Annotated in this window: 22 protein-coding genes; 11 read left to right on the plus strand and 11 right to left on the minus strand. The window is 63.8% G+C overall.

All coding sequences use genetic code 11. The features are described 5' to 3' along the window. Nucleotides 1–281: 281 nt before the first annotated feature. From AC1RCO_RS18310 to AC1RCO_RS18325, 4 genes are all read left to right on the plus strand, one after another. Nucleotides 282–1,805: a fumarate hydratase gene (locus tag AC1RCO_RS18310; RefSeq protein WP_011063055.1), complete on the plus strand. Its 1,524-nt coding sequence runs from the start codon at nt 282–284 to the stop codon at nt 1,803–1,805. Nucleotides 1,806–1,958: 153 nt separating this feature from the next. Next, nucleotides 1,959–3,725 carry an ATP-binding protein gene (locus AC1RCO_RS18315; RefSeq protein ID WP_492617925.1) on the plus strand — a complete coding sequence of 589 codons (1,767 nt, stop codon included), beginning with the start codon at nt 1,959–1,961 and terminating at the stop codon, nt 3,723–3,725. After that, nucleotides 3,719–5,053, plus strand: coding sequence for a sigma-54-dependent transcriptional regulator (locus tag AC1RCO_RS18320; RefSeq protein WP_065365293.1), 1,335 nt, complete (start codon nt 3,719–3,721; stop codon nt 5,051–5,053). The genes AC1RCO_RS18315 and AC1RCO_RS18320 overlap by 7 nt, the downstream gene beginning before the upstream one ends. Nucleotides 5,054–5,316: 263 nt before the next feature. Further along, entirely contained in the window at nt 5,317–6,639 is a 1,323-nt protein-coding gene (locus AC1RCO_RS18325) for an MFS transporter (RefSeq protein ID WP_011063058.1), read from the plus strand. A 93-nt stretch (nt 6,640–6,732) separates the two neighbouring features. On the opposite strand, the gene AC1RCO_RS18330 is transcribed toward AC1RCO_RS18325, so the two are convergent. Next, complete coding sequence (locus AC1RCO_RS18330) at nt 6,733–7,488, minus strand: COG4705 family protein (RefSeq protein ID WP_053153489.1); 756 nt, start codon at nt 7,486–7,488, stop codon at nt 6,733–6,735. Nucleotides 7,489–7,864: 376 nt separating this feature from the next. Between AC1RCO_RS18330 and AC1RCO_RS18335 the strand changes: the two genes are divergently transcribed. Further along, on the plus strand, nt 7,865–8,200 hold the full coding sequence (locus tag AC1RCO_RS18335) for a hypothetical protein (RefSeq protein ID WP_053153492.1): 336 nt from the start codon (nt 7,865–7,867) through the stop codon (nt 8,198–8,200). Nucleotides 8,201–8,364: 164 nt separating this feature from the next. Continuing rightward, complete coding sequence (locus AC1RCO_RS18340; protein WP_093408440.1) at nt 8,365–8,994, plus strand: flavin reductase family protein; 630 nt, start codon at nt 8,365–8,367, stop codon at nt 8,992–8,994. A gap of 9 nt (nt 8,995–9,003) precedes the next feature. Here the strand turns inward: AC1RCO_RS18340 and AC1RCO_RS18345 are convergent, their stop codons facing one another. Then, nucleotides 9,004–9,276 carry a hypothetical protein gene (locus tag AC1RCO_RS18345; protein ID WP_041119660.1) on the minus strand — a complete coding sequence of 91 codons (273 nt, stop codon included), beginning with the start codon at nt 9,274–9,276 and terminating at the stop codon, nt 9,004–9,006. A 9-nt stretch (nt 9,277–9,285) separates the two neighbouring features. After that, nucleotides 9,286–9,651, minus strand: coding sequence for a putative quinol monooxygenase (locus AC1RCO_RS18350; protein WP_011063063.1), 366 nt, complete (start codon nt 9,649–9,651; stop codon nt 9,286–9,288). 330 nt (nt 9,652–9,981) lie between these two features. Here AC1RCO_RS18350 and AC1RCO_RS18355 point away from each other — a divergent pair, with 330 nt between their 5' ends. After that, nucleotides 9,982–10,911 (plus strand): AraC family transcriptional regulator, encoded by a 930-nt coding sequence (locus AC1RCO_RS18355; RefSeq protein WP_011063064.1) that lies wholly within the window; start codon nt 9,982–9,984, stop codon nt 10,909–10,911. Between the two features lie 7 nt (nt 10,912–10,918). On the opposite strand, the gene AC1RCO_RS18360 is transcribed toward AC1RCO_RS18355, so the two are convergent. Next, nucleotides 10,919–12,367 carry an aldehyde dehydrogenase family protein gene (locus tag AC1RCO_RS18360; protein ID WP_492617926.1) on the minus strand — a complete coding sequence of 483 codons (1,449 nt, stop codon included), beginning with the start codon at nt 12,365–12,367 and terminating at the stop codon, nt 10,919–10,921. Beyond that, a complete protein-coding gene (locus tag AC1RCO_RS18365) occupies nt 12,364–14,001 on the minus strand; it encodes a 5-guanidino-2-oxopentanoate decarboxylase (protein ID WP_492617927.1) in 1,638 nt (545 codons plus the stop codon). Before AC1RCO_RS18365 ends, AC1RCO_RS18360 begins: the two co-directional genes overlap by 4 nt. Nucleotides 14,002–14,160: 159 nt before the next feature. Between AC1RCO_RS18365 and AC1RCO_RS18370 the strand changes: the two genes are divergently transcribed. Continuing rightward, a complete protein-coding gene (locus AC1RCO_RS18370; protein ID WP_011063067.1) occupies nt 14,161–15,042 on the plus strand; it encodes a LysR substrate-binding domain-containing protein in 882 nt (293 codons plus the stop codon). A gap of 104 nt (nt 15,043–15,146) precedes the next feature. Here AC1RCO_RS18370 and AC1RCO_RS18375 read toward each other — a convergent pair whose 3' ends face one another. Both AC1RCO_RS18375 and AC1RCO_RS18380 read right to left on the minus strand, forming a co-directional pair. Continuing rightward, complete coding sequence (locus AC1RCO_RS18375) at nt 15,147–15,761, minus strand: NAD(P)-dependent oxidoreductase (RefSeq protein WP_011063068.1); 615 nt, start codon at nt 15,759–15,761, stop codon at nt 15,147–15,149. A 69-nt stretch (nt 15,762–15,830) separates the two neighbouring features. Next, nucleotides 15,831–16,715, minus strand: coding sequence for an MBL fold metallo-hydrolase (locus tag AC1RCO_RS18380; protein WP_492617928.1), 885 nt, complete (start codon nt 16,713–16,715; stop codon nt 15,831–15,833). A gap of 113 nt (nt 16,716–16,828) precedes the next feature. On the opposite strand from AC1RCO_RS18380, the gene AC1RCO_RS18385 reads away from it, so the two are divergent. Then, a complete protein-coding gene (locus AC1RCO_RS18385; protein ID WP_011063070.1) occupies nt 16,829–17,734 on the plus strand; it encodes a LysR family transcriptional regulator in 906 nt (301 codons plus the stop codon). Between the two features lie 141 nt (nt 17,735–17,875). Beyond that, nucleotides 17,876–18,052 carry a hypothetical protein gene (locus tag AC1RCO_RS18390; protein WP_015636796.1) on the plus strand — a complete coding sequence of 59 codons (177 nt, stop codon included), beginning with the start codon at nt 17,876–17,878 and terminating at the stop codon, nt 18,050–18,052. Here the strand turns inward: AC1RCO_RS18390 and AC1RCO_RS18395 are convergent. Beyond that, nucleotides 18,045–18,959 carry a helix-turn-helix domain-containing protein gene (locus AC1RCO_RS18395; protein ID WP_011063072.1) on the minus strand — a complete coding sequence of 305 codons (915 nt, stop codon included), beginning with the start codon at nt 18,957–18,959 and terminating at the stop codon, nt 18,045–18,047. The genes AC1RCO_RS18390 and AC1RCO_RS18395 overlap by 8 nt on opposite strands. A 396-nt stretch (nt 18,960–19,355) precedes the next feature. Here AC1RCO_RS18395 and AC1RCO_RS18400 point away from each other — a divergent pair, with 396 nt between their 5' ends. Next, a complete protein-coding gene (locus AC1RCO_RS18400) occupies nt 19,356–20,873 on the plus strand; it encodes an MDR family MFS transporter (RefSeq protein ID WP_041752524.1) in 1,518 nt (505 codons plus the stop codon). Nucleotides 20,874–20,960: 87 nt separating this feature from the next. Here AC1RCO_RS18400 and AC1RCO_RS18405 read toward each other — a convergent pair whose 3' ends face one another. From AC1RCO_RS18405 to AC1RCO_RS18415, 3 genes are all read right to left on the minus strand, one after another. Further along, the gene (locus AC1RCO_RS18405) at nt 20,961–21,806 is read right to left on the minus strand and encodes a cache domain-containing protein (RefSeq protein WP_492617929.1); all 846 of its coding nucleotides are present in this window, start codon (nt 21,804–21,806) and stop codon (nt 20,961–20,963) included. A 123-nt stretch (nt 21,807–21,929) separates the two neighbouring features. Then, nucleotides 21,930–22,769 (minus strand): ATPase, encoded by an 840-nt coding sequence (locus AC1RCO_RS18410; RefSeq protein ID WP_492617930.1) that lies wholly within the window; start codon nt 22,767–22,769, stop codon nt 21,930–21,932. Between the two features lie 106 nt (nt 22,770–22,875). Beyond that, entirely contained in the window at nt 22,876–23,868 is a 993-nt protein-coding gene (locus tag AC1RCO_RS18415; protein ID WP_011063076.1) for an NAD-dependent epimerase/dehydratase family protein, read from the minus strand. Between the last annotated feature and the right edge of the window lie 47 nt (nt 23,869–23,915).

Here is a 23,915-nt window from a genome sequence, read left to right on the forward strand (position 1 = left end):
TGCCACTTTAGTGCTGAGCCCGGCAAATGACTATTCAAATTTAAAACCCCGTCACCAGGTTTCAGCGCCGACTCAGGCAAGAACAGTGCCCATCCGATGGGCGACTTTGGTTGGCCCGGCCGGCGGGTGTACCCAACCCCCAGGCGAGGTATACTGCCGCGCCTTTTTAGCGTCGCGCCAGTTGTCTGTCCGGCGTGCCTTAGAAGGTGCCTGCATCCGACCGATGCACCCAAGTGCAGGCACCTTATTAAATGTTCCCGTCTTTTAGAGGAGCGCGACTCATGACCGTGATCAAGCAAGACGACCTGATTCAGAGCGTTGCCGACGCCCTGCAGTTCATTTCCTACTACCACCCCGTGGACTTCATCCAGGCGATGCACGAGGCCTACCTGCGGGAAGAATCGCCGGCTGCCCGTGATTCCATAGCGCAGATCCTGATCAACTCGCGCATGTGTGCCACCGGCCACCGGCCGATCTGCCAGGACACCGGCATCGTCACGGTATTCGTGCGCGTGGGCATGGACGTGCGCTGGGACGGCGCCACCATGAGCCTGGACGACATGATCAACGAGGGCGTGCGTCGCGCCTACAACCTGCCGGAAAACGTCCTGCGCGCCTCCATCCTGGCCGACCCGGCAGGTAGCAGGAAAAACACCAAGGACAACACCCCCGCGGTGATCCACTACTCCATCGTCCCGGGCAACACCGTGGAAGTGGACGTGGCGGCCAAGGGCGGCGGCTCCGAGAACAAATCGAAGATGGCCATGCTCAACCCGTCCGACTCGATCGTCGACTGGGTACTCAAGACCGTTCCGACCATGGGCGCCGGCTGGTGCCCACCGGGCATGCTGGGCATCGGTATCGGCGGCACCGCCGAGAAAGCGGCAGTGATGGCCAAGGAAGTGTTGATGGAATCCATCGACATCCACGAGCTCAAGGCCCGTGGACCGCAGAACCGCATCGAAGAGATCCGCCTGGAGCTGTTCGAGAAGGTCAACCAGCTGGGCATCGGCGCCCAGGGCCTCGGTGGCCTGACCACCGTGCTCGACGTGAAGATCATGGACTACCCGACCCACGCCGCTTCCCTGCCGGTGTGCATGATCCCCAACTGCGCCGCCACCCGTCACGCGCACTTCGTACTGGATGGCTCCGGCCCGGCGAGCCTGGAAGCGCCACCGCTGGACGCCTACCCGGAAATCGTCTGGGAAGCCGGCCCGTCGGCCCGTCGGGTCAACCTCGACACCCTGACCCCGGAAGAAGTGCAAAGCTGGAAGCCGGGCGAAACCGTACTGCTCAACGGCAAGATGCTCACCGGCCGCGACGCTGCGCACAAACGCATGGTCGAGATGCTGAACAAGGGCGAAACCCTGCCGGTGGACCTCAAGGGTCGCTTCATCTACTACGTCGGTCCGGTCGATCCGGTCGGTGACGAAGTGGTCGGCCCGGCTGGCCCGACCACCGCCACGCGGATGGACAAGTTCACCCGACAGATCCTCGAGCAGACCGGCCTGCTGGGCATGATCGGCAAGTCCGAGCGCGGCCCGACCGCGATCGAAGCGATCAAGGACAACAAGGCCGTGTACCTGATGGCCGTCGGCGGCGCTGCCTACCTGGTAGCCCAGGCGATCAAGAAGTCCAAGGTCCTGGCCTTTGCCGAACTGGGCATGGAAGCGATCTACGAGTTCGAGGTCAAGGACATGCCGGTGACCGTCGCCGTCGACAGCAAGGGCGAGTCGGTGCACATCACAGGTCCCGCCATCTGGCAGAAGAAGATCAGTGACAGCCTGGCGGTAGAAGTGCAGTAAGCCCTTCCTCCGTTCGGCCCAGGCGGCGGTGCTGTTCATTGAATGGCCCGCCGCTTTTTTTATGCACCGCCCTTTCCCGACACTGTCCGCGATCAACGTTAGCCCCGGCGCTCATGCTATCGTTCCCGCCCCCATTGCAGCCTGCCCCGACTCATGGCCCAGATCTCTCGCCCCCTCCGCTTGACGTTCTATATCCTGGTGATTCTTGCTGGCACCGTGCTCAGCGCCGGCCTGGCCATGCGCCATGCAGAACGGCAGACGCTGGTGGAGGAAGCCGCCCGTGCCAATGAGCAGTTGGGGCTGTATGCCAACTCGCTGCATACCCTGATCGAACGCTATCGCGCCCTGCCGGCGGTCCTGGCCCTGGACCCGGAACTGCGCGCGGCGCTGCAGGGGCCGGTGGCCACCGAAACCCAGGACGCATTGAACCGCAAGCTGGAAAAGATCAATGGCGCGGCCCGCTCCTCGACCCTGGAGCTGCTGAACCATGAGGGCCTGGCCGTGGCCGCCAGCAACTGGCGCCTGCCCAGCAGCTACGTGGGCCACAACTACGGCTTTCGCCCCTACTTCAAGCAGACCCGCAGCCAGGGCAGCGGGCGCTTCTACGCGGTGGGCGTGACCAGCGGCATCCCGGGGTATTTCCTGGCCAGCGCAGTCAAGGCCGACAACCAGGACTTCCTCGGGGCCATGGTGGTCAAGCTGGAATTCCCCGAGCTGGAACATGAATGGAGCCAGGGCAACGACACCCTGCTGGTCAGCGATGCCCGGGGCATCGTGTTCATCGCCAACCAGCCAGGCTGGCGCTACCGGCACTTGCAGCCGCTGTCGAGCAACGACCTGGAAGAAATCAAGCTCACCCGCCAGTACGACAAACAGCCCCTGACCCCGCTGCAGCACCAGACGCTGCAACGCTTTGACGACAACAGCAGCCTGGCCCGGGTCGAAGGCCCCGAGGGCCGCGCCAGCTACCTCTGGGAGTCCCTGCCGTTGGCCGCCGAAGGCTGGACCCTGCACCTGCTGCGCAAACCGCCGAATGCCTTCGAGGAAACCCGCAATGCCGGGCTTGCCGCCGCCGGTGCCTGGCTGACCCTGGTGTTCCTGCTGCTGTTCCTCAACCAGCGCTGGCGCCTGGGGAAAGTCCGCCAGCGCAATCGCCAGGAGCTGGAACAACTGGTGGAGGAACGTACCCGCGATCTGCGCACCGCCCAGGAAGGCCTGGTGCAATCGGCCAAGCTCGCGGCCCTGGGGCAGATGTCCGCCGCCCTGGCCCACGAAATCAACCAGCCCCTGACCACCCAGCGCATGCAGCTGGCAACCCTCAGGCTGTTGCTGGATCACGGCCGGGTGGACGAAGCCTACAAAGCCCTGCGCCCACTGGACGACATGCTGACCCGCATGGCCGCCCTCACCAGCCATCTCAAGACCTTCGCCCGCAAGAGCCCCAGTGGCCTGCGAGAACGCCTGGACCTGACCGCTGTGGTGGACCAGTCGCTGCACTTGCTGGAAGCCCGGCTGCGTGCTGAAGACATCGAAGTGGTGCTGCAACTGACCCGCCCGGCCTGGGTCCGGGGCGACGCCATCCGCCTGGAACAGGTGCTGATCAACCTGCTGCGCAATGCCCTGGACGCCATGCAGGACAAACCGCACAAGCGCCTGGAGATCAGTCTCGAAGCCGAAGACCAGCTCTGGCAACTGCGGGTGGCCGACAACGGCGGCGGTATTGCCGAGGAACACTTGCTGAGCGTCTTCGATCCATTCTTCACCACCAAACCGGTGGGTGATGGCCTGGGGCTGGGGCTGGCGGTGTCCTATGCCATAGTCCACGAGCTGGGTGGCCGCCTGAGCGTGGCCAACCAGGAGCAAGGGGCGGTGTTCACCCTGAGCCTGCCCATCGACCTGGAGGCCCATATCCAATGCTGAACTCAGTGATCGTGGTGGACGACGAAGCCAGCATCCGTACCGCCGTCGAGCAGTGGCTGAGCCTGTCGGGCTTCGAGGTCCAGCTGTTCAGCCGGGCCGAGGACTGTCTGGCGCAACTGCCGAAGAACTTTCCCGGGGTGATCCTCAGCGATGTGCGCATGCCCGGCATCAGTGGCCTGGAACTGCTGGCCCAGGTCCAGCGCCTGGACCCGGACCTGCCGATCATCCTGCTCACAGGCCACGGCGATGTGCCCATGGCGGTGGAAGCCATGCGCGACGGGGCCTACGACTTCCTGGAAAAACCCTTCAGCCCCGACACCCTGCTCAGCAGCCTGCGCCGGGCCCTGGACAAGCGCCGCCTGGTCCTGGAAAACCGCCGCCTGCACCAACAGGCCGACAGCCGGGCCAAGCTCGACGCCACCTTGCTGGGGGTCTCCAGGGCCTTGCAGACCCTGCGCCGCCAGGTACTGGAACTGGCAGCCCTGCCGGTCAACGTGCTGATCCGCGGCGAGACCGGCAGCGGCAAAGAACTGATTGCCCGCTGCCTGCACGACTTCGGCCCGCGGGCCGGCAAGCCCTTCGTCGCCCTGAACTGCGCGGCGATCCCCGAGCAGTTGTTCGAGGCCGAGCTGTTCGGCCATGAAAGCGGCGCCTTCACCGGCGCCCAGGGCAAACGCGTCGGCAAACTGGAATACGCCGACGGCGGCACGCTGTTTCTCGACGAGATCGAAAGCATGCCCCTGGCCCAGCAGGTCAAGCTGCTGCGGGTGTTGCAGGAGCAGAAGCTGGAACGCCTGGGTTCCAACCAGAGCATCAAGGTCGACCTGCGGATCATCGCCGCCACCAAGCCCGACCTGCTGGACGAGGCCCGTGCCGGGCGTTTCCGTGAAGACCTGGCCTACCGCCTGACCGTGGCTGAACTGCGCCTGCCACCCTTGCGCGAGCGCCGCGAGGACATCCCCCTGCTCTACGAGCACTTTGCCCAGAATGCCGGGGAACGCCTGGGGCGCAGCGTCGCGCCCTTGAGCGGCGCGCAACTGAGCCGCCTGCTCAGCCACGACTGGCCGGGCAACGTGCGCGAGCTGGCCAACGCCGCCGAGCGCCAGGTGCTGGGCCTGGGCGAGCCGGAACCCGACGCCATCGAACCCGGCCAGTCCCTGGCGGCGCAGCAGGAAGCCTTCGAGGCCCAATGCCTGCGCGCGGCCCTGAGCCGGCACAAGGGTGACATCAAGGCGGTGCTCAACGAGCTGCAACTGCCCCGCCGGACTCTTAACGAAAAGATGCAGCGCCATGGACTGACCAGGGAACAATTCCTCAAGGAGGAGTAACCCCTATAGGACCCGGCTTGCCGGAGAGTCAGCCTCAAGCCCGGCACCGCCCCCATCGAAGCCTTCGCCCACATGCCCAGGGTCACGGCCGCTTTCGGCAATTTCCCGCTTACCCACAAGGTGCCGATAGGCGGATTTCCGCTCATTACTCCCGCCTCCCCCCCTCTAGCCCGGGCTTCTCGCCCTTGGCACAGGTCCTGCTATAGCCCCAGCAGGCTGCGCTCGCGCGCACTCCACAAAAACAATGAATAGAAGGGTCCTTCATGGATATCTCTAATACCCTGCCTGCCGGGTCGGCGGCTGCGCCCGCCACAGAAAAGACCACCGCCAGCCGCCTTAAGTCGATCTTCAGCGGTTCCGTGGGCAACATGGTCGAGTGGTACGACTGGTACGTCTACGCCGCCTTCTCGCTGTACTTCGCCAAAGTCTTCTTCCCCAAGGGCGACACCACCGCCCAACTGCTGAACACCGCCGCGATCTTCGCCGTGGGCTTCCTGATGCGCCCGATCGGTGGCTGGCTGATGGGGCTGTATGCCGACCGCAAAGGGCGTAAGGCCGCCTTGATGGCCTCGGTGCTGCTGATGTGCTTCGGCTCGCTGATCATCGCCCTGACCCCGGGTTACGAAACCATCGGCGTCGGCGCTCCCATCCTGCTGGTGCTGGCGCGCCTGATGCAGGGCCTGTCGGTAGGCGGTGAATACGGTACCTCGGCCACCTACCTCAGCGAGATGGCGACCAAGGAACGTCGTGGCTTCTTCTCCAGCTTCCAGTACGTGACCCTGATCTCCGGCCAGCTCATCGCCCTGGCGGTGCTGATCGTGCTGCAGAACATTCTGACCACCGAGGAGCTGCAGTCCTGGGGCTGGCGGATTCCGTTCGGCATCGGTGCCCTCTGCGCCGTGGTAGCCCTGTACCTGCGTCGCGGCATGGAAGAAACCGAGTCCTTCACCAAGAAGAAGGAAAAGCCCAAGGAAAGCCTGATGCGCACCCTGATGCGTCATCCCAAGGAGTTGATGACCGTGGTCGGCCTGACCATGGGCGGCACCCTGGCCTTCTATACCTACACCACCTACATGCAGAAATACCTGGTGAACACTGTCGGCATGAGCATCTCCGACTCCACCACCATTTCCGCCGCCACGCTGTTCCTGTTCATGTGCCTGCAACCGGTGATCGGTGCTCTCTCGGACAAGGTTGGCCGGCGCCCGATCCTGATTGCCTTCGGTATCCTCGGCACCCTGTTCACCGTGCCAATCCTCACCACCCTGCACACCATCCAGACCTGGTGGGGCGCGTTCTTCCTGATCATGGCGGCGCTGATCATCGTCAGCGGCTACACCTCGATCAACGCGGTGGTCAAGGCCGAGCTGTTCCCTACGGAAATCCGCGCCCTGGGCGTGGGCCTGCCGTACGCACTGACCGTGTCGATCTTCGGCGGTACCGCCGAATACATCGCCCTGTGGTTCAAGAGCATCGGCATGGAAACCGGCTACTACTGGTACGTCACCGCCTGCATCGCCTGTTCGCTGCTGGTCTACGCGACCATGAAAGACACCCGCAAGCATTCGCGGATCGAGACTGACTGAAAACAACAACGCCCGGGTGCAAGGCCCGGGCGCTTTTCGCGATCTGTGGGGAAGCTTTCGCCGGCAAGCCGGCTCCTACAGAGGCTGTACAGGTCAGGAAAGTTCGGCAGCGCCCTGGCGCCCATCGCGGTTCTGGGCCCAGGCCGCCCCCACGATCATCACCAGCAGGATTCCCGCCAATACCGCCGACGAGCCGATGGTGCCGAAATCCAGGCCGCCTTTTTCGTGGGGTTTGGTGAGGAAGTCGCCCAAGGTTGCGCCGAACGGCCGGGTCAATACGAAAGCGACCCAGAACAACAGCACCGACGAGAGCCTGGTGAAGTACTTGAGCAGCACCACCACGGCGATGGTCGAGCCGATCAACAGCGCCCCGCCGGCAAAGCCCAGCCCCGAATCGTCCGCCAGGTAGTCGCCGAGGGCGGTGCCCAGGGTGTTGGAAAACAGGATCGCCATCCAATAGAACATCTCGCCGCGAAAGGTCTGGATCTTGTTGACGTTCAGCGAGTCGCCACTCAGACGCCAGAGCGCGAAGATCGCCAGCAGAATACCGATCAGGATCAACGAGCCACTGGCATAGCCCAGGCCCAGGGTGCGGTCCATGAAATCCGACATGGTGGTGCCGGCGGTACTGGTGGAGAGGATCACGATCCAGTACAGCACCGGGTTGTAGGTCTTGGACCACAGCTGGGTGACCAGGGTCAGCAGGAACACACTGATCAGAATCATCGAGCTGATGGCATAACCCACATTCAGGGTCATCGACAGCAGGTCCCCCGCTGTTTCGCCGAGGGTGGTCGCGCAGATTTTCATGACCCAGAAGGCCAGGGTGATCTGGGGTAGCTTGTTCATTCGCAAAGGTGCTCCAAAGGTCGCATTCAAGGCGGCCTGTCTATGGACTGCAGGCCTGCGCGGAGGCTGAACGTCAAGGGGTGAAAAACAGGTAAGGCGCGGATGAAAAAATCGTTGAAATATTTTCTTACAAGCAATCTGCTCAATTAATGATCAGTTAATGCTGGATGCATAGCCTGCTAATGAATCCAAGTGGGTACTTGGCTCGTCTATGCAGTGAGGCTTGAACGCGGTATTTGGCGGCGAGGGCTGACCTCATAAACATCGATAATGTAGATATTTATAAGCATTAATTTGCGCTTTTATATCAACTTTACCGGAGTAGGATTCATCCCAAGCCCAACGTATTCACCTCAACGAACCCGGAGTCACCATCATGAAAAGCAAACTGATCCTCGCCCTGACCCTCTCGGTACTGGCTGCCAACACCTTCGCCGCTGATGGCTACGATCGCACCGGTTCTGCCACCTTCGCTGCCGATGGCTACGACCGCACCGGTTCCGCCACCTTCGCTGCCGATGGCTACGACCGCACCGGTTCCGCTACCTTCGCTGCCGATGGCTACGACCGCACCGGTTCCGCCACCTTCGCCGCTGATGGCTACGACCGCACCGGTTCCGCCACCTTCGCCGCTGATGGCTACGACCGCACCGGTTCCGCTACCTTCGCTGCCGATGGCTACGACCGCACCGGTTCCGCCAGCATCAGCTGATTGATGCACCTGACACCACAGCCCGGCCTTGGCCGGGCTTAGTCGTTTCTGGCCAGGGGAAAACACCCACAGCGTGGAACGCTCAAGGGCCAGGACGCTGGAATTGGGCGATTGCGCACTGCACTATGACGCCCTTACCCCGCCCCAAGCAGGAACCTTGAGCCATGCCCGACGATATCCACTTTTACCAACCTGCCCTGGGCCACGGCCTGCCCCACGACCCGTTCAATGCCATCGTCGGCCCGCGCCCCATCGGCTGGATCTCTTCCCAGGATCGCGAGGGGCGCCTGAACCTGGCGCCCTACAGCTTCTTCAACGCCTTCAACTACATTCCACCGATCATCGGTTTCTCCAGCGTCGGGCGCAAAGACAGCCTGAACAATATCGAGCAGACCGGCGAGTTCGCCTGGAACCTGGCCACCCGACCTCTGGCCGAGCAGATGAACCAGAGCTGCGCCGCAGTCCCGGCCGAGGTAAACGAGTTCGAACTGGCCGGCCTGACCCCCGTGGCGTCGAAAATCATCAGCGTGCCCCGGGTAGCCGAGAGCCCGGTGTCCTTCGAGTGCAAGGTCACCCAGATCATTCAATTGCAGCGGGCGGACAAGGAACTGGTGCCGAGCTGGCTGATCCTCGGCGAAGTGGTCGCCGTGCATATCGCCAAGTGGCTGCTCAAGGACGGGATCTACGACACCGCCGCGGCAGAGCCGATTCTGCGCGGCGGCGGGCCGGCGGATTACTTCCAACTGGGGCCAGAGGCTCTGTTCAGGATGCACCGCCCGGGGGCAGTCAAATAGCGCTTGGACTCAGTAGCTCTTCCAGCTCAATTCGCCGTCCTGATCGACGTCGGCCAACTGTTCGAGTTGTTGTGCGGCAGCCTGGTCGGCGTCATGCGCCGTCTTGAATTTCTGCTCATCCAGGACTTTATGAAAGCGTGGTGCGCTTGATGCGCCGAGAGCCTTGACGGCGATGGCGGCGCTGTATCCCCCCTCCCCTGGAACCACAGCGGAAACTGCTTCGTAGTGTGCAAACTCTTTGCGTGCCATGTTGCGAGTCCTGGCCAATGAAAAGTCGGCCATTCTAAACCTTCAACTGGCCAGCTTGTGCACCGGAGCCTGCTGTAGTTGCGGATATTCGCCATGGGCTTGCAGCGCCGACACGGTACTGAAGGTATGAAAATCCAGGCTGTTGACCACCAGGTCCTGCACCAGCTCGGCAAAGATCGCCATGGCCGGGGAATTGAAATAGGCCGTCATCGCCTGCTGGCTGCTCCAGAAACCGGACACCAGCCACAGGTCGGCATCGCACTGCGAATGCTGCAGGGCAAAATGCAGGCAACCACAGGCCTGGCGGGACGGTTCGATCAGGCTGCTCAAACGCGCACCCAGCTCCTTGGAACGCCCGGCCCGGGCTCGGACAAAGGCCATGTGACTGACGGGAATATGCGTGGACATGTGCGACCCTCCCAGGGTGTTGTCGAGGCAGCCATGGGACGGGCTGCGACAGGATCAACGATACGGGGCAGGCCCTCGCGCGCGTTAGTCGATTTCTGCCGTTGATTTGCCCAATCCTGCGACAAGCCCTTTGCTCCCTCCCCGACTCCCCGCCATTGGGCAAAAGCATGACAACGGTGTTTCAAGCAAGTGAAGCTCAGGAGCATCGGCTGATCTTGCCTATCGCGCGCGCAAGCAGCAGGATCAGGCAAGTTTTACGCAGGATTCGCCTACCCGCGCTTCTTGCACAAACTTAAGCTGTGCCGACTGCAAATACTCGGAGGCTGCCCCATGCCATCACTGGAAACCCCGCCACCGCCCCTGGCCCCGGAGATGGAACGGCAGCGCGTGGAACTGGCCGCGATCATTGCACGCAACACCGCCGAGGACGGCAGCTACGCCACGGCCATCGACTCGTTGTTCGTCTCGCGCCACAGCAGCTCTCATCAATTCGGTTCGGTGCTGGCACAGCCGGCGCTGTGCATCATGGCCCAGGGCCGCAAGGAAGTACGCCTGGCCGATGAAAGCTACAACTACGACCCCTTGAATTACCTGGTGGTCTCGGTTTCCGTCCCCCTGAGCGGCAAGGTGGCGATCGTTTCACCAGAGGAGCCGATCCTGGCCCTGCGCCTGGACATCGACCCCGGGGAAATCAATGCATTGATTGCCGATGCCGGCCCCATCGGCGTACCCGCCCGGCCTACCGGGCGCGGCCTGTACGTGGAACGCCTGGACCCGGCGATGCTCGACGCGGTGTTGCGCCTGACCCGCCTGCTGGACACCCCGAAAGACATCACCATGCTCGCGCCGCTGGTACGCCGGGAAATTCTCTATCGCCTGCTGCGCAGCCCCCAGGGCCACCGCCTGTATGAGATCGCCACCGCCAACAGCCAGGGCCACCGGGTCAACCAGGCCATCAAGTGGCTCAACGGCAATTTCGTGCACCCGTTGCGCATCGATGATCTGGCCCGGGAGGTGAACCTGAGCGTCTCGACCCTGCACCACCGCTTCAAGGCCATGACCGCCATGAGCCCGCTGCAGTACCAGAAACAGTTGCGCCTGCAAGAAGCCCGGCGGCTGATGCTGGCCGAGGGGCTGGAGGCTTCGGTAGCGGGCTATCGGGTGGGTTATGAAAGCCCGTCGCAGTTCAGCCGCGAGTACAGCCGCTTGTTCGGCGCGCCGCCGTTGCGGGATATGGCGCGCCTACGGGTGAGCAGCTGAGGCCTGCCTAACGAGCGCGGATCACATGCTTGATTTCCTGAAAGGCCTGTAGCCCCCAGGGCCCCAGTTCACGACCGATGCTGCTCTGCTTGTAGCCGCCCCACGCCGTCTGGGGAAAGATCACCTGTGGCGCATTGATCCACACCAGACCGGCCTGCAGGGCATTGGCCACTTGCTCGGCATGCGCTGCATCCGCTCCCACTACGCTGGCCACCAGGCCGAACTCGCTGTCATTGGCCATTTCGATGGCCTGCTGCTCGTTGCTGAAACTGCGTACGCAGAGCACCGGGCCAAAGATCTCCTCACGCCATAGCGCACTGTCCAGCGGCACCTCGGTGAACACCGTGGGCTGAATGAAATACCCCTGCTGCAAGCCGGCCGGGCGGCCACCGCCGCAGACCAGCTTGGCCCCCACATTCAAGCCTTCCTCGATATGGGCCTGCACCCGCCGGTATTGCGCCTGATTGACCAGCGCGCCCATTTCCACCTCGGGGTCGAACGGGTCGGCCACACGAATGGCTTCGGCCCGGGCCTTGAGGCGCAACAGGAACTCATCGGCCAACTCATCGGCCACCAGCACCCGGCTGGTGGCCGAGCACATCTGCCCGGCGTTGAAGAAGCCGCCGCCACAGGCCAGCTCCACCGCCAGATCCAGATCGGCATCCGCCAGCACCAGCAACGACGACTTGCCCCCCAGCTCCAGGCTCACGCCCTTGACGGTTTCCGCCGCGCGCTGCATCACCTGGACCCCCACGGCGTTGCTGCCGGTGAAGGAGATTTTCGCCACTCGCGGGTCGGCTGCCAGGGGCGCGCCCACCGACAGGCCGGTGCCGCAGACCAGGTTGAACACGCCCCGGGGCAAGCCGCTGCCGGCGATGATTGCCGCCAGTTCCAGCTCCGGCAACGGGGTGACTTCGGAAGGCTTGAGCACCACGCTGCAACCGGCGGCCAGGGCCGGAGCGAGCTTCCAGGCGGTGGTGACCATGGGGAAGTTCCACGGCACGATCAGCCCGACGATGCCACAGGGCTCGCGGCGCAGGCGGGCACTGAAGGCCTCGCTGGGCAGTGCCACGTTGGCGTCCTGAGCGGCATCCAGGCCTTCGGCCAGCCCGGCGTAGTACTCGAAGGTGGCAATCACATCGTCCACATCCATGGCGGCCTCGAACTGCGGCTTGCCGTTGTTGCTCGACTGCAGGTGCATCAGTTGCTCCCGGCGTTCGGCCACCCCGGCCGCAATCCGTCGCAGGACCGCGGCACGTTCAGCCCCGCTGCTGTGCGACCAACGCGCAAGGCCGGCGCTGGCAGCGCACAGCGCCTGCTCCACGGCCTCGGGACCGCCACCGGCAACCTGGGCCAGTACGCCCTCGGTGCTGGGGTTGATCACCTGCAGATGCTCGCTGCCCGCCAACCATTGGCCGTCGATGTACAGCCCGTTCAACAGGGGTTGCGCGCTCATGCCTTTACTCCTTGGGTCCAGCGGTTCTGATCGACCTCTATCAGGGTCGGGCCCTGGCGATCCGCCGCCGAGCGCAGCGCCGCGCGCAGTTGCTCGACGCTGTCGATGCGCTCGGCGGCGCAGCCCAGGCCCTTGGCCACGGCAATGAAATCCGGGGTGTAGATGTCGACGCCCACCGGCTCGATGGCGCGGTTGACCATGTATTTCTTGATCTCTTCGTAGCCCTGGTTATTCCACAGCAGGACGATGATCGGGGTGCGAGCCTCCACCGCGCAGGCCAGTTCCGAAAGGGTGAACTGCAAGCCGCCATCGCCGATCAGGCAGGCCACCGGCCGTCGCTGGCTGGCGTGCGAACCGCCGCCGAGCCAGGCGCCCATGGCCGCCGGCAAGGCATAACCCAGGGTGCCGTACCCGGTGGAGGAGTTGAACCAGCGTCGTGGCTGCTCGGGGTTGAAGGTCAGGTTGCCGCTGTACACCGGCTGGGTGGAATCGCCCACCAGGACAATCTCCGGCAGTTCCTGGACCACGGTCTGCAGAAACAGGGTCTGGGCCTGGGTCGGGCCGTCCCAGAGCTGGCTCAGCTCACTGCGCAAGGCGGCGGCGCGGACCTGGCCCCAGTCGCTGCGACGCGCTGCCAATTCCAGCCCGGCAAGTTGCGCCAGCAGCGCTTCGGCAGCGATCCGGGCGTCGGCCACCAGTGCCACTTTCGGCGGATAGTTGCGCACGGTCTGGTCGGCATCGATATCGATACGCAGCAGGGTAGCGGGAATCTCGAAACCACCGGCGAAGGTCACGTCGTAATCGGTTTCCGCCAGCTCGGTGCCAATGGCCAAGACCACATCGGCCTCTGCCACCAGGGTCCGGGTCGCCACCATGGACTGGGTGGAACCGATCAGCAGCGGATGCGCCGAAGGCAGCATGCCCTTGGCATTGATGGTCAGGGCCACCGGCGCTTGCAACAGCTCGGCCAGGCGGGCCAGGGCCGGGGCGGCATCGATGGCGCCCCCGCCCGCGAGAATCAGCGGCCGCTTGGCACTGGCCAGCAGTTGGCTCATCTGCGCGACAGCGGCCGGGGCGGCGCCGGCGCGGGCGATCTGCACCGGCTCGCTGGTCAACAGGTGGTCGGCGTCCTGGACCAGCACATCGAGGGGAATCTCGATATGCACGGGGCGTGGGCGCCCGGCCTGGAACAGGGCAAAGGCCCGGGCCAGCACCGCTGGCAACTCGTCGGCACACATCAGGGTGTGGGAAAACGCCGCCACGCCACTGACCAGCGCACTCTGGTTGGGCAGCTCGTGGAGCTTGCCGCGCCCGCCCCCCAGCTGGCTGCGGGCCTGCACGCTGGAGATCACCAGCATGGGAATCGAATCGGCGTAGGCCTGGCCCATGGCGGTGGTGATGTTGGTCATGCCGGGGCCTGTGATGATGAAACACACACCGGGTTTGCCGCTGGTTCGGGCGTAGCCGTCGGCCATGAAGCCGGCGCCTTGCTCGTGGCGCGGAGTCACATGATGGATGGGCGAACGGGCCAGGCCGCGATACAGCTCCACGGTGTGTACCCCGGGAATGCCGAACACCTGCTCGACGCCATAACCTTCCAGTAGCTTGACCAGTACTTCACCGCACGTCGCCATCTCATCGCCCTTCTTATTGGAGGAAAACCGCACGTCGGCCACAGGCTGGAAAACGCCTGCGGGCGCCGATAGAGGGGCTATTGGAACGGTGGGCCTGTAGCCGCAACAATGGATAAAAAGTCATACTAGCCATGTCCCCACGTCATGCCTCGGCCAGCCATGAAACGCCTTCCTCCCTTACCCGCGCTGCACACTTTTCTGATAACCGCCCAGTGCTGCAACTTCACTCGCGCCGCCGAGCAGTTGCACATCACCCAGGGAGCGGTGAGCCGGCAGATCGCCGGGCTGGAAAGTCACCTGGGCTATCCGTTGTTCCTGCGCCAGGCCCGGGGCCTGAGCCTCACCGCCGAGGGGCTGGAATGGCTGCCACGGGTGCAGCAGGTGTTCGAAATGATCAATGGCGCGGTGGACGAGATCGGCGGCCAGAAGCGCAACCTGCGGCTCAAGGCCCCGACCTGCGTGATGCGCTGGCTGCTGCCGCGGTTGCTGCAGTGGCAGAAGGAGCGCCCCGATGTGCCGGTGCAACTGACCACCACCATTGCCCATGGCGTGGATTTCGGCCGCGAGCCGTTCGACGCCGCGGTCATGTACGGCGCGCCACCGGCACCGACCCTGGGCTCGCGACACCTGTTCAATGAACAGCTGACTCCGGTCTGTTCCCGGCCCCTGCTGGAAGGCCCGGTGCCGCTGACGAGCCCCAGAGACCTGCAACAGCACCTGCTGCTGCACCCCTCCCATGATCAGCGGGACTGGCAAACCTGGCTCAAGGCCGCTGGCACGCCCCTGGACACCCTGGGCAAGGGCCAGCACTTCGAGACCCTGGACCTGGCGATGTCCGTGGCCTCCCAGGGCACAGGCGTGGCGATTGGCGACTGGGCATTGATTGGCGATGACCTGAGTGCCGGGCGGCTGGTCATGCCCTTTGAATTGAAGGTGCCGACAGGGCAGGCGTATTACCTGGTGTACCCGGAGCGCCCGGGGCCTTCGCCGGCCCTGCAGGAACTGCTGGACTGGCTGGTGGAACAGGCCCGGCAGCGCTGAAATACCGGCAGGCAGAGAAAAGCCCCGCGAGGGGCCTTCAACGCTTGCCGGAACACCCCGTTAGCCGCCTGCAACAGGCGGCTAACGGGTCAATCGGCCAGTGATCAGTATCCGACGGTGAAACGCTGACGGCTATGAGCCGGCTTTTCCACCTCGTCGAGCATGGCGATGGCGTAGTCGGCAAAAGTGATCCAGCTGCGGCCCTCTGCGCTGACCAGCAGGTCGTCCTGGCCCAGGCGGAAGTGCCCGGTACGCTCACCCTCGACGAACTCCGCCGATGGCGAAAGGAAGGTCCAGTCCAGGTCCTGCTCCTTGCGCAGGGTCTCCAGGTACACCCCGCCGGCACTGGCTTCGGCCTTGTATTCCTCCGGGAAGCCCGGGCTATCGATGACCTTGCTGCCACCCGGCAGCAACAGCGAACCGGCACCGCCTACCACCAGCAGGCGCTTGACCCCGGCCTTTTTCACCGGGTCGATGATGGCATTGGCAGCGATGCTGGAAAAATGCGCCGCGCTGATCACCACATCGTGACCGGCCACTGCCGCTTGCAGCGCGGCGCTGTCGGCCACATCCACATCGCGGCTGACCACGCCGGCACGCGAACCGATCTTCGCCGTGTTGCGGGCGATGGCGGTCACGCTGTGGCCGCGACGCAGGGCTTCTTCCAGCAGTTGGCTACCGGCACGGCCGGTGGCACCAATGATTGCGATCTTGCTCATGACATGTCTCCAGTTGGCTAAGAGAGTACAGAGGCATCCGCCCCCACAAGGGAGCGGGTCAAACCGTTTTCACCACTTCATTTCGCCCTTGGCGACCTTGGCGCTCAGCTCCAGGGAGCTGTCCTCGCCCAGGTCCGGGTAACGCTTTTTCATGGCCGCGATCAGCTCGGCGGAATCCTTGGCCTTGGCGGCTTCCTCGTCGAAGGCCTTGATGTAGTCCGCGGTGAAGTGCACCGGGGCCAGGGAACGCGCGCTGTCACCGAGGAAGTGCCCGGGGATCACGGTCTTGGGTTGCAGGCTGTCGATGGTCTTGAGGGTAGCCAGCCAGTCCGCATGGGACTGCGGGGTCTGGGTGTCGGCCATCCACACGTGGATGTTTTCCGCGACCACCACGCCACCGACCACCGCCTTGATCGACGGGATCCATACAAAGGTGCGGTCCGGCTGCTTGCCGTCCAGACCAATGACGTCGAGCTTCTGCCCTTCCAGGGTCAGGCTGTGGCCCTTGAGCACGCCCGGCACGATGGTCTTGGCCGGTACGTCAGCACCCATTTTCGGGCCCCAGAACGCCAGCTTGCCGTCCACCGTGGCCTTGATGTGATCCACGGTCGGCTGCGAAGCCACCACCTTGGCGTCGGGGAAGGCGGCGGTCAGGGTGTCGAGGCCGAAGTAGTAGTCCGGGTCACCATGGCTGATGTAGATGGTGGTCAAGTGCTTGCCGCTGGCGCGGATCTTGTCCACCAGTTGCTGGGCCTGGGACTTGCCGAACTGGGCGTCCACCAGGATCGCGTCCTTCTTGCCGCTGACCAGCACCGAGGTCACCGGGAAGATTGCGTTGGCGCGCGGGTTGTAGACATCCAGGCTCAGGGTCGGCTCGGCGGCCGCGGCATGGGCGGCAAAGCCCAGGGTGGCAGTGGCCAGCAGCAAGCGTTTGAGTGAAGTGAATCCGATCATGAGGGCAGCTCCGGCATCTGTTGGCTGGGTTGGGATGGACAGAGCTTAGTTGCCAGACTCGTTACAAAAAATGCGATGCTTGAACATAGTTTGTTTCTGAAAGCGGGCAAATCATGGATCGTCTCCAAGCAATGCGGGTCTTCGTCACCGTCGTCGACCTGGGCAGCCAGTCGGCCGCCGCCGATCACCTGGACCTGTCGCGTCCGGTGGTGTCACGTTATCTGGCGGAATTGGAGGACTGGGTCGGCGCCCGGCTGATGCACCGAACCACGCGCAAGCTCAGCCTGACCGCCGCCGGCGGTGAGATCCTGCCCCGCTGCCGGCAGATGCTGGAGCTGTCCAGCGACATGCAGGCCGCGGTCGGCGAGCCGGACGATGCACCCCGCGGCCTGCTGCGCATCAGCGTCAGTACCTCGTTCGGCCAGTCGCAACTGGCGGATGCCGTGGCCGACTACGTCAAGCGCTACCCGGGGGTCAGCATCGACCTGCAGATGCTCGATCGCACGGTAAACCTGGTGGATGAACGCATTGACCTGGCGATCCGTACCAGCAACGACCTGGACCCGAACCTGATCGCCCGGCGCCTGACGGTCTGCCGCTCGGTGATCTGCGCCTCGCCGGCCTATCTGCGAGAGCACCCCGCGCCCCAGCGGGTGGAGGAACTGAACCGGCACAACTGCCTGACCCACTCCTACTTCGGCAAGAGCCTGTGGCATTTCGAACAGGATGGCGAACAGGTATCGGTGCCGGTGCAGGGCAACATCAGCGCCAACGAGGCCAGCACGCTGCTGCGCACCACCATGGCCGGCGCCGGGATCGCCATGCTGCCCAGCTACCAGGCCGGTGAGTACATCAAGCGTGGAGAGCTGGTACGCCTGCTGCCCCACGCCGAACCGCGCACGATGAACATGTACGCGGTCTATGCCTCGCGCAAGCACATGCCGGCGACCTTGCGCAGCATGCTCGACTTCCTGGTCCTCAGGTTTCCCCAGCAACCGCTCTGGGACGAAGGTTTGTAGATAGATGCACCGCGCTGGCCGGGCTGCTCGATCCAACTGCTGAATACCCTGCCAAACAGGCCGGGCAAGCCCCCGCAACTGACCTATGCTGATAACAGTACCCCTTTAAACCAAAGGGGTATGGGTTCAGAGGTCGTTGCCATGAACGTCAAGACAAGAAGGTACCTGGCCATCTTCATGACCTGCACCGTGACCCTGGCGCTATACGGTACTGCCGCTTATCGCGTGGAGCAGGCGCGCATGCAACCGCGCAACTACGCCAGTTGCAACCTGGAGCGCTGCATGCCCCACAACGCCACCTTGAACGCCCTCAGGTGAGCGTCAGCGAATCGGCGTCGCCGGCCTGATCAGCCTTCAGGCGGTCGCGAAATACCTTGGGCGAGATCCCCTCCCGGCGCCGGAACAGCCGGGTGAAGTTGGTGGGGTCGGAAAACCCCAGGTCCGCGGAAATCTCGTAGATGGTCATCCCGGTGTAGGTCAGCAGCCGCTTGGCTTCCAGTAGCTGGCGTTCGTGCATGATCTGCAGCGCCGGCTGCCCTGCCAGTTCACGGCAGGTGCCGTTGAGGTGCGACACGGAAATGCCCAGCTTGTGGGCCAGGTCCTCGACCTTCACATGCTCGCGGTAATGGGCCTCCACCAACTGGATGAAGCCATTGAAATACTCACGGGCCCGCTGGGGACGCCGGCTGGCACTGCTGCGCTGCAACGCCTGGCGCCCGACCCAGACCACAATCATGCTGACCAGCGCATGCATGAGCATTTCCCGAGCCGGCTGCTGCCCCTGGTACTCCTGCTGCAAGGCGGCGAACAAACCGTTCAGGTACGCCTCGTCTGCCCCCGTCGGATACCCCTCGGGCCTGGCCAGGGTATTTTGCCCCTGCCCCAGTTGGGTTTGCAGATGGCTTACCAGCGGCGCTGCCAGCGTCACCACATAACCTTCTATGTCTTCGGAAAACCGGAAGCCATGGACCGACAGCGGCGGCAGGACCTGGACCATCGATTTGTCCAGCAGGGTACGCTGGCCTTCGATCTCCAGTTCCGCCTGCCCACGGTATACAAACAGCAACTGGCAGAGGTCGGCATGCCGATGGGGCTTGATTTCCCAATGGTGCTCGCGGCTGCGCTGGCTGATGGGCTCGCAATGAAGCAGGTCCGGGGTAGGCCAGTCCAGGCTCTCGCCATAGAGCTTGAACACCGGAATCGACGCAAGGGCAGGCTTGTTCATCACTACAGTCCAGGCCTCAGTGTGACGGGCGACGGGGGCGCCAGCGGGCGAACCATCAGACAACCGCCAGGGCTCTTCGATAAACGAATACGCCCGGGCGAAATGCAAGCAACAGCAACATCAATGGACATTGACCGGGCCGGTGTTCAGAGCACCAGCCCAGTGCCGGGCACTATACAGAATGCGTCCCATTACCAGCTAATTACCGCCAAATAATCTGCGTTTTCGTCTGACCGCCCAGGTCTTCACAGAGCATCGTTCCCATCAGTTAAGCCCAGATGAAAAATCCCCGGAGACTTCCTTGTATGGCTATCTAGTAGGCTCCTATCTAGTACACTGAAGCGCACTTCCACCGGCCTTGCTCCGCCGGGTCAATCTCTGCCCGCAGGTTCTTTCGTGACCCACTTCCAACAGCCCGTCTCGCCCAAACCGGCCATTCGCAGCGTGTTGATCGCCCTGATGCTCGCGATCTTTCTCGGCGCCCTGGACCAGACCATTGTCGCCGTCTCCATGCCGGCCATTTCCGCCCAGTTCAAGGACGTCGGCCTGCTGGCCTGGGTGATCTCCGGCTACATGGTGGCGATGACCGTGGCAGTGCCCATCTACGGCAAGCTCGGCGACCTCTACGGCCGCCGCCGCTTGATGCTGTTCGGCATGGGGCTGTTCACCCTGGCCTCGCTGTTCTGCGGCCTGGCACAGAACATGGAGCAACTGGTGCTGGCGCGGATTTTTCAGGGTATCGGCGCCGGCGGCATGATCTCCGTGAGCCAGGCCATTATTGGCGACATAGTCCCGCCTCGGGAGCGCGGTCGCTACCAGGGCTACTTCAGCAGCATGTACGCAGTGGCCAGCGTCGCCGGCCCGGTGCTGGGCGGCTACATGACCGAATTCCTTTCCTGGCGCTGGGTGTTCCTGATCAACCTGCCTCTGGGCCTGGGCGCCTGGTGGGTGGCGCATCGCACTCTGATCGGGCTGCCGGTGCCCCAGCGCAAGCCGATCATCGACTACCTCGGCACCGTGCTGATGATCATCGGCCTGACCGCCCTGTTGCTGGGTATCACCCAGGTAGGCCAGGGCTATTCCTGGCGCAGCGCTGAAGTGCTCGATCTGCTGGCCATCGCGGTCATCGTCCTGGCGCTGTTCGTCTGGCATGAGCGCCGGGCCCGGGAACCCCTGCTGCCGATGCACCTGTTCACCAACCGCAACGCGCTGCTGTGCTGGTGCACGATCTTCTTCACCAGCTTCCAGGCCATTTCCCTGATCGTGCTGATGCCGCTGCGCTTCCAGAGCATCACCGGCGCCGGGGCCGACAGTGCCGCCCTGCACCTGCTGCCGCTGGCCATGGGTCTGCCAATGGGCGCCTATTGTGCCGGGCGCCTGACCTCGGTCACCGGGCGCTACAAGCCGATGATCCTCAGTGGCGCGCTGCTGATGCCGCTGTCGATCCTCGGCATGGCTCTGGTACCGCCGCAGTCGGAGCTGCTCAGCGGCCTGTTCATGCTGCTCTGCGGGATCGCCGGCGGCATGCAGTTCCCCACCTCCCTGGTGGGCACGCAGAACTCGGTGGAGCAACGGGATATCGGCGTGGCCACCAGCACCACCAACCTGTTCCGCGCCCTCGGCGGGGCGGTGGGCGTGGCGCTGATGTCGGCGTTGCTGCTGGCCTTGCTCCAGGATTCCAGCCTGGCCCATCTCGGTGGCGCCGGGCTGATGGTTGAAGGGCACTCCGGCAATGCCCTGCTGGAAGGCCTGAACGCCGCCCCCGGCCCGGCGCGGGACGCCTTGCGAGCCGAGTTGCTGACGACCTTCAAGCATCTGTTGCTGGTCAGTGCCGGGGTATCCCTGCTGGGGCTGGCAGCGGCGATCGCCATGCCCAATCGCCTGCTGCGCGGTCGTGAAGACAAGGCGCGTTAACCCGCCCCGGGCTCCTGTAGCCGCTTTGGTCGAAGCGCTCCAGCCTTTGCTGAAGCAGCCTGCGGCAGCGGCTGCAGGACAGCATGATCAAGGGCTGTAGTAGCCCACCGCAACCAGCAGATTCCCTACCTTGCGCAGGTAGGCGTGCTTGTCCTCCACCTTGCCGGTCACCGGGTTCTTCCAGCGGTATTGGTATTCGCCCTGATCCTCGCGAGCCATGAGCGCCAGCATCGGCTCGCCCACCGGCTTGCCTTCGAGATCCCTGATCTTGGCGAAGTCGGTGTTGAGCAAACGCAGGTTGGTGCCATGGGCCAGGTAGCGCCGGCTGTCCATGTCCACCACGAACACGTACAGATCGTCTTCGAGAAAACCGCCCTGCAACTGGTTGATCGCCTTGAGCGTACCGTTGCGGTCCGTGCTCAAGGCCGTGGCTGCCCTCTCCAGCAATGCCCTGGCCTGCTCGGCCGACGCCCGGGGCTGGTAGTAACCCACCGCCAGGATGCGTTCGCCGACCCGCTGGAAATACACATGCTTGCGCTCGATCTTGCCGTCGGCCCAGTTCTGCCAGCGGTACTCGGCCTGCTGGATGCCATTGCCCTCGGGCGTCTTCAACGCTTGCTTGAACGCCTTGCGCAGGTCCGGCCCCAGGACTTGCGACACATCACGGCCAATCAACGCCGACGAGGGACCGCCACTGGCCAGCATCACGCCTTGGGTATCCACCACGAACACATAGCGGTCGTGGTCGACGAACTCGCCCTGGCGGCTGAAGGCAGCGAATGCCTTGTCGCCCTGATCGTGGTAGTAGCCCAGGGCCTTTTCCAGCAGCGCCCGGGCCGCCGCGCCATCATCCACCGACGGCGCCGCCTGCAGCGGGCCCAAGCACAACAGCAGCAGCCAGCCCACCCAGGTATTTCCAAGCCACAGTCTCATCGCCCGCTCCTCGTTCGTGTTGGCGTTCGAAGAGCGTAGACGGCTGCAGGATATGCGGAAACATTCAGCACACGGAGGGTGAACCGACGCCTTCCCACGCCAAGCGTGGGAAGGCGGCCCCCATCAAGGGCGGGTGTTGATCTGCTGCTGCAGGTTCTGGATCTGGCTTTGCAGCGTGTTGATGTTGCGGGTCACCTGGCCGCGAAAGGCGTCGAACTCGGCAGTGCTGGCACCGTTTTGCGCAGCGGCGGGACGGTTGTCCTGCTGGCTCTTGAGCACGATCAGGTCCTGTTCCAGACGCTCGAGGGCGGCGCTCGGATTGCCCTGTTTCTTCAGCGTGGCCAGGTCGGCGCCCAGGCTCTTGAGCTGGGCATCGACCTTGCCGTTGTCGGTCTGGGCGCTTTTCAGGCTCGCCAGTTCACCGCTCAAGGCTTTCACCTGAGCCTGCAACTGGCTGTTGGCTGCTTGCTGCTCGGCGGTCTGCGCGCTCATCTGCGCCAGGCGCTTGTCCAGATCGGTGGCCTGCCCCGCCACGCCCTGCTGCTGGCGGCTCTGGTCCTGCAGGCGACTCTCCAGTTGCTTGATCTGCAGCTTCAGCGCTTCACTGTCGGTGGTGACATTGGTCTGGCTGGCCACCACCTTGCCGGAGATGTCCTGCAGGCGTCCGGCCGCTTCCTCACTGATCCTGGCGAAGCTTTCCTGGGTCGCCACCAATTGCTGTTCCATCAGCGAAATCTGCTGGAAGCTCCACCAGGCAAGGCCGATGAAGGCAAAGAACAAGGCACCCACCAATGCCCAGAGCGGGCCGGTGCTGGGGCTCTTGACCTTGACGACCGGCGTGCCGCGCGAATGCACGGAAGTACGCTCGCGGGCAGCGCTGGTGGTAGGGAAGACATCGTCGTCGAGAGGATCGGCGCGCAGACTGGGAACGTCGTCGAAGTCATCGTTTGCATCGTTACGCATGGGGCAACCTTTGTGAAACGCGGTGGTGGCTGAGTGCGGCGAGTATAAACCGCTAATCCGCCCGGCCAATGGACCGGGCCGAGCAAACTCGGTTCAGTCTTTGGTTTCAGCTTATGTCCTGGGCTTTCCACCAGGCGCAGAACTCATCCAGGGCCGCCCACAGACTGACCTTGGGCTCATAGCCGAGATAATGCCGGGCACGGCTGATATCCAGGGTGAAATTCTTGTTCATGACCTGCATTCCCAGGCGCGACAGAGTCGGCTCCGGCCGCCCCGGCCAGAGCTTGCAGAAACCTTCGTTGAGCGCCGCCACGCCATAAGCCAGGCCGAAGGAGCGATAACGGGTGACTTGCGGCACCTGCATCTGGCGCATCACATAATTGACCACATCCCACAAAGGCACCGGTGTGCCGTTGCTGATGTTGTAGGCCTTGCCCAAGGCCGAGCCGCTGGCGTGCAGGCTGCTGAACAACGCCTCGTTGAGGTTGTGCACGCTGGTGAAATCGACCTTGTTCAGGCCGTTGCCGACAATGGCCAGGCGGCCCTTGCGCTGCATCTTCAACAGCCGCGGGAAGATGCTCATGTCGCCGGCGCCGGTGACGAAGCGCGGGCGCAGGGCAAGCACTTCAAGGCCGAACTCCTGGGCGCCGAAGACCTTTTGCTCGGCCAGGTACTTGGTGGCCGCATAAGGATGCCGGAAGCGCTTGGGCACTTGTTCCTCGGTCAACCCCAGGTGATCCCGGCCGTCGAAGTAGATCGAGGGCGAAGACAGGTGCACCAGCCGCTGCACCCGCTGCTTGAGGCAGGCTTCGACCACGTTCTCGGTGACCAGCACATTGCCCTGGTGGAAGTCCTGGTAGCGCCCCCACAAGCCCACGGCACCGGCGCAATGCACCACGCTGTCGACGTCGCGGCACAGCTCGCGCACCAGATCGGCATCGCTCAGGTCACCCTGGACGAACTCAGCGCCACGGCGCACCAGATGCTCCACGGCTTCGGCGCGACGGCCATTGACCCGCACCTCCAGGCCCTGCTCAAGGGCAAAGCGGGCGAAGCGCCCGCCGATGAAGCCGCTTGCGCCGGTAACCAGAATCTTCATGAAATATTCCTAAGAAAGCAGTGACGAGCTACGAGCTACAAGCTGCA

The sequence above is a fragment of the Pseudomonas sp. GW823-FHT03E05 genome (genome assembly GCF_058796855.1).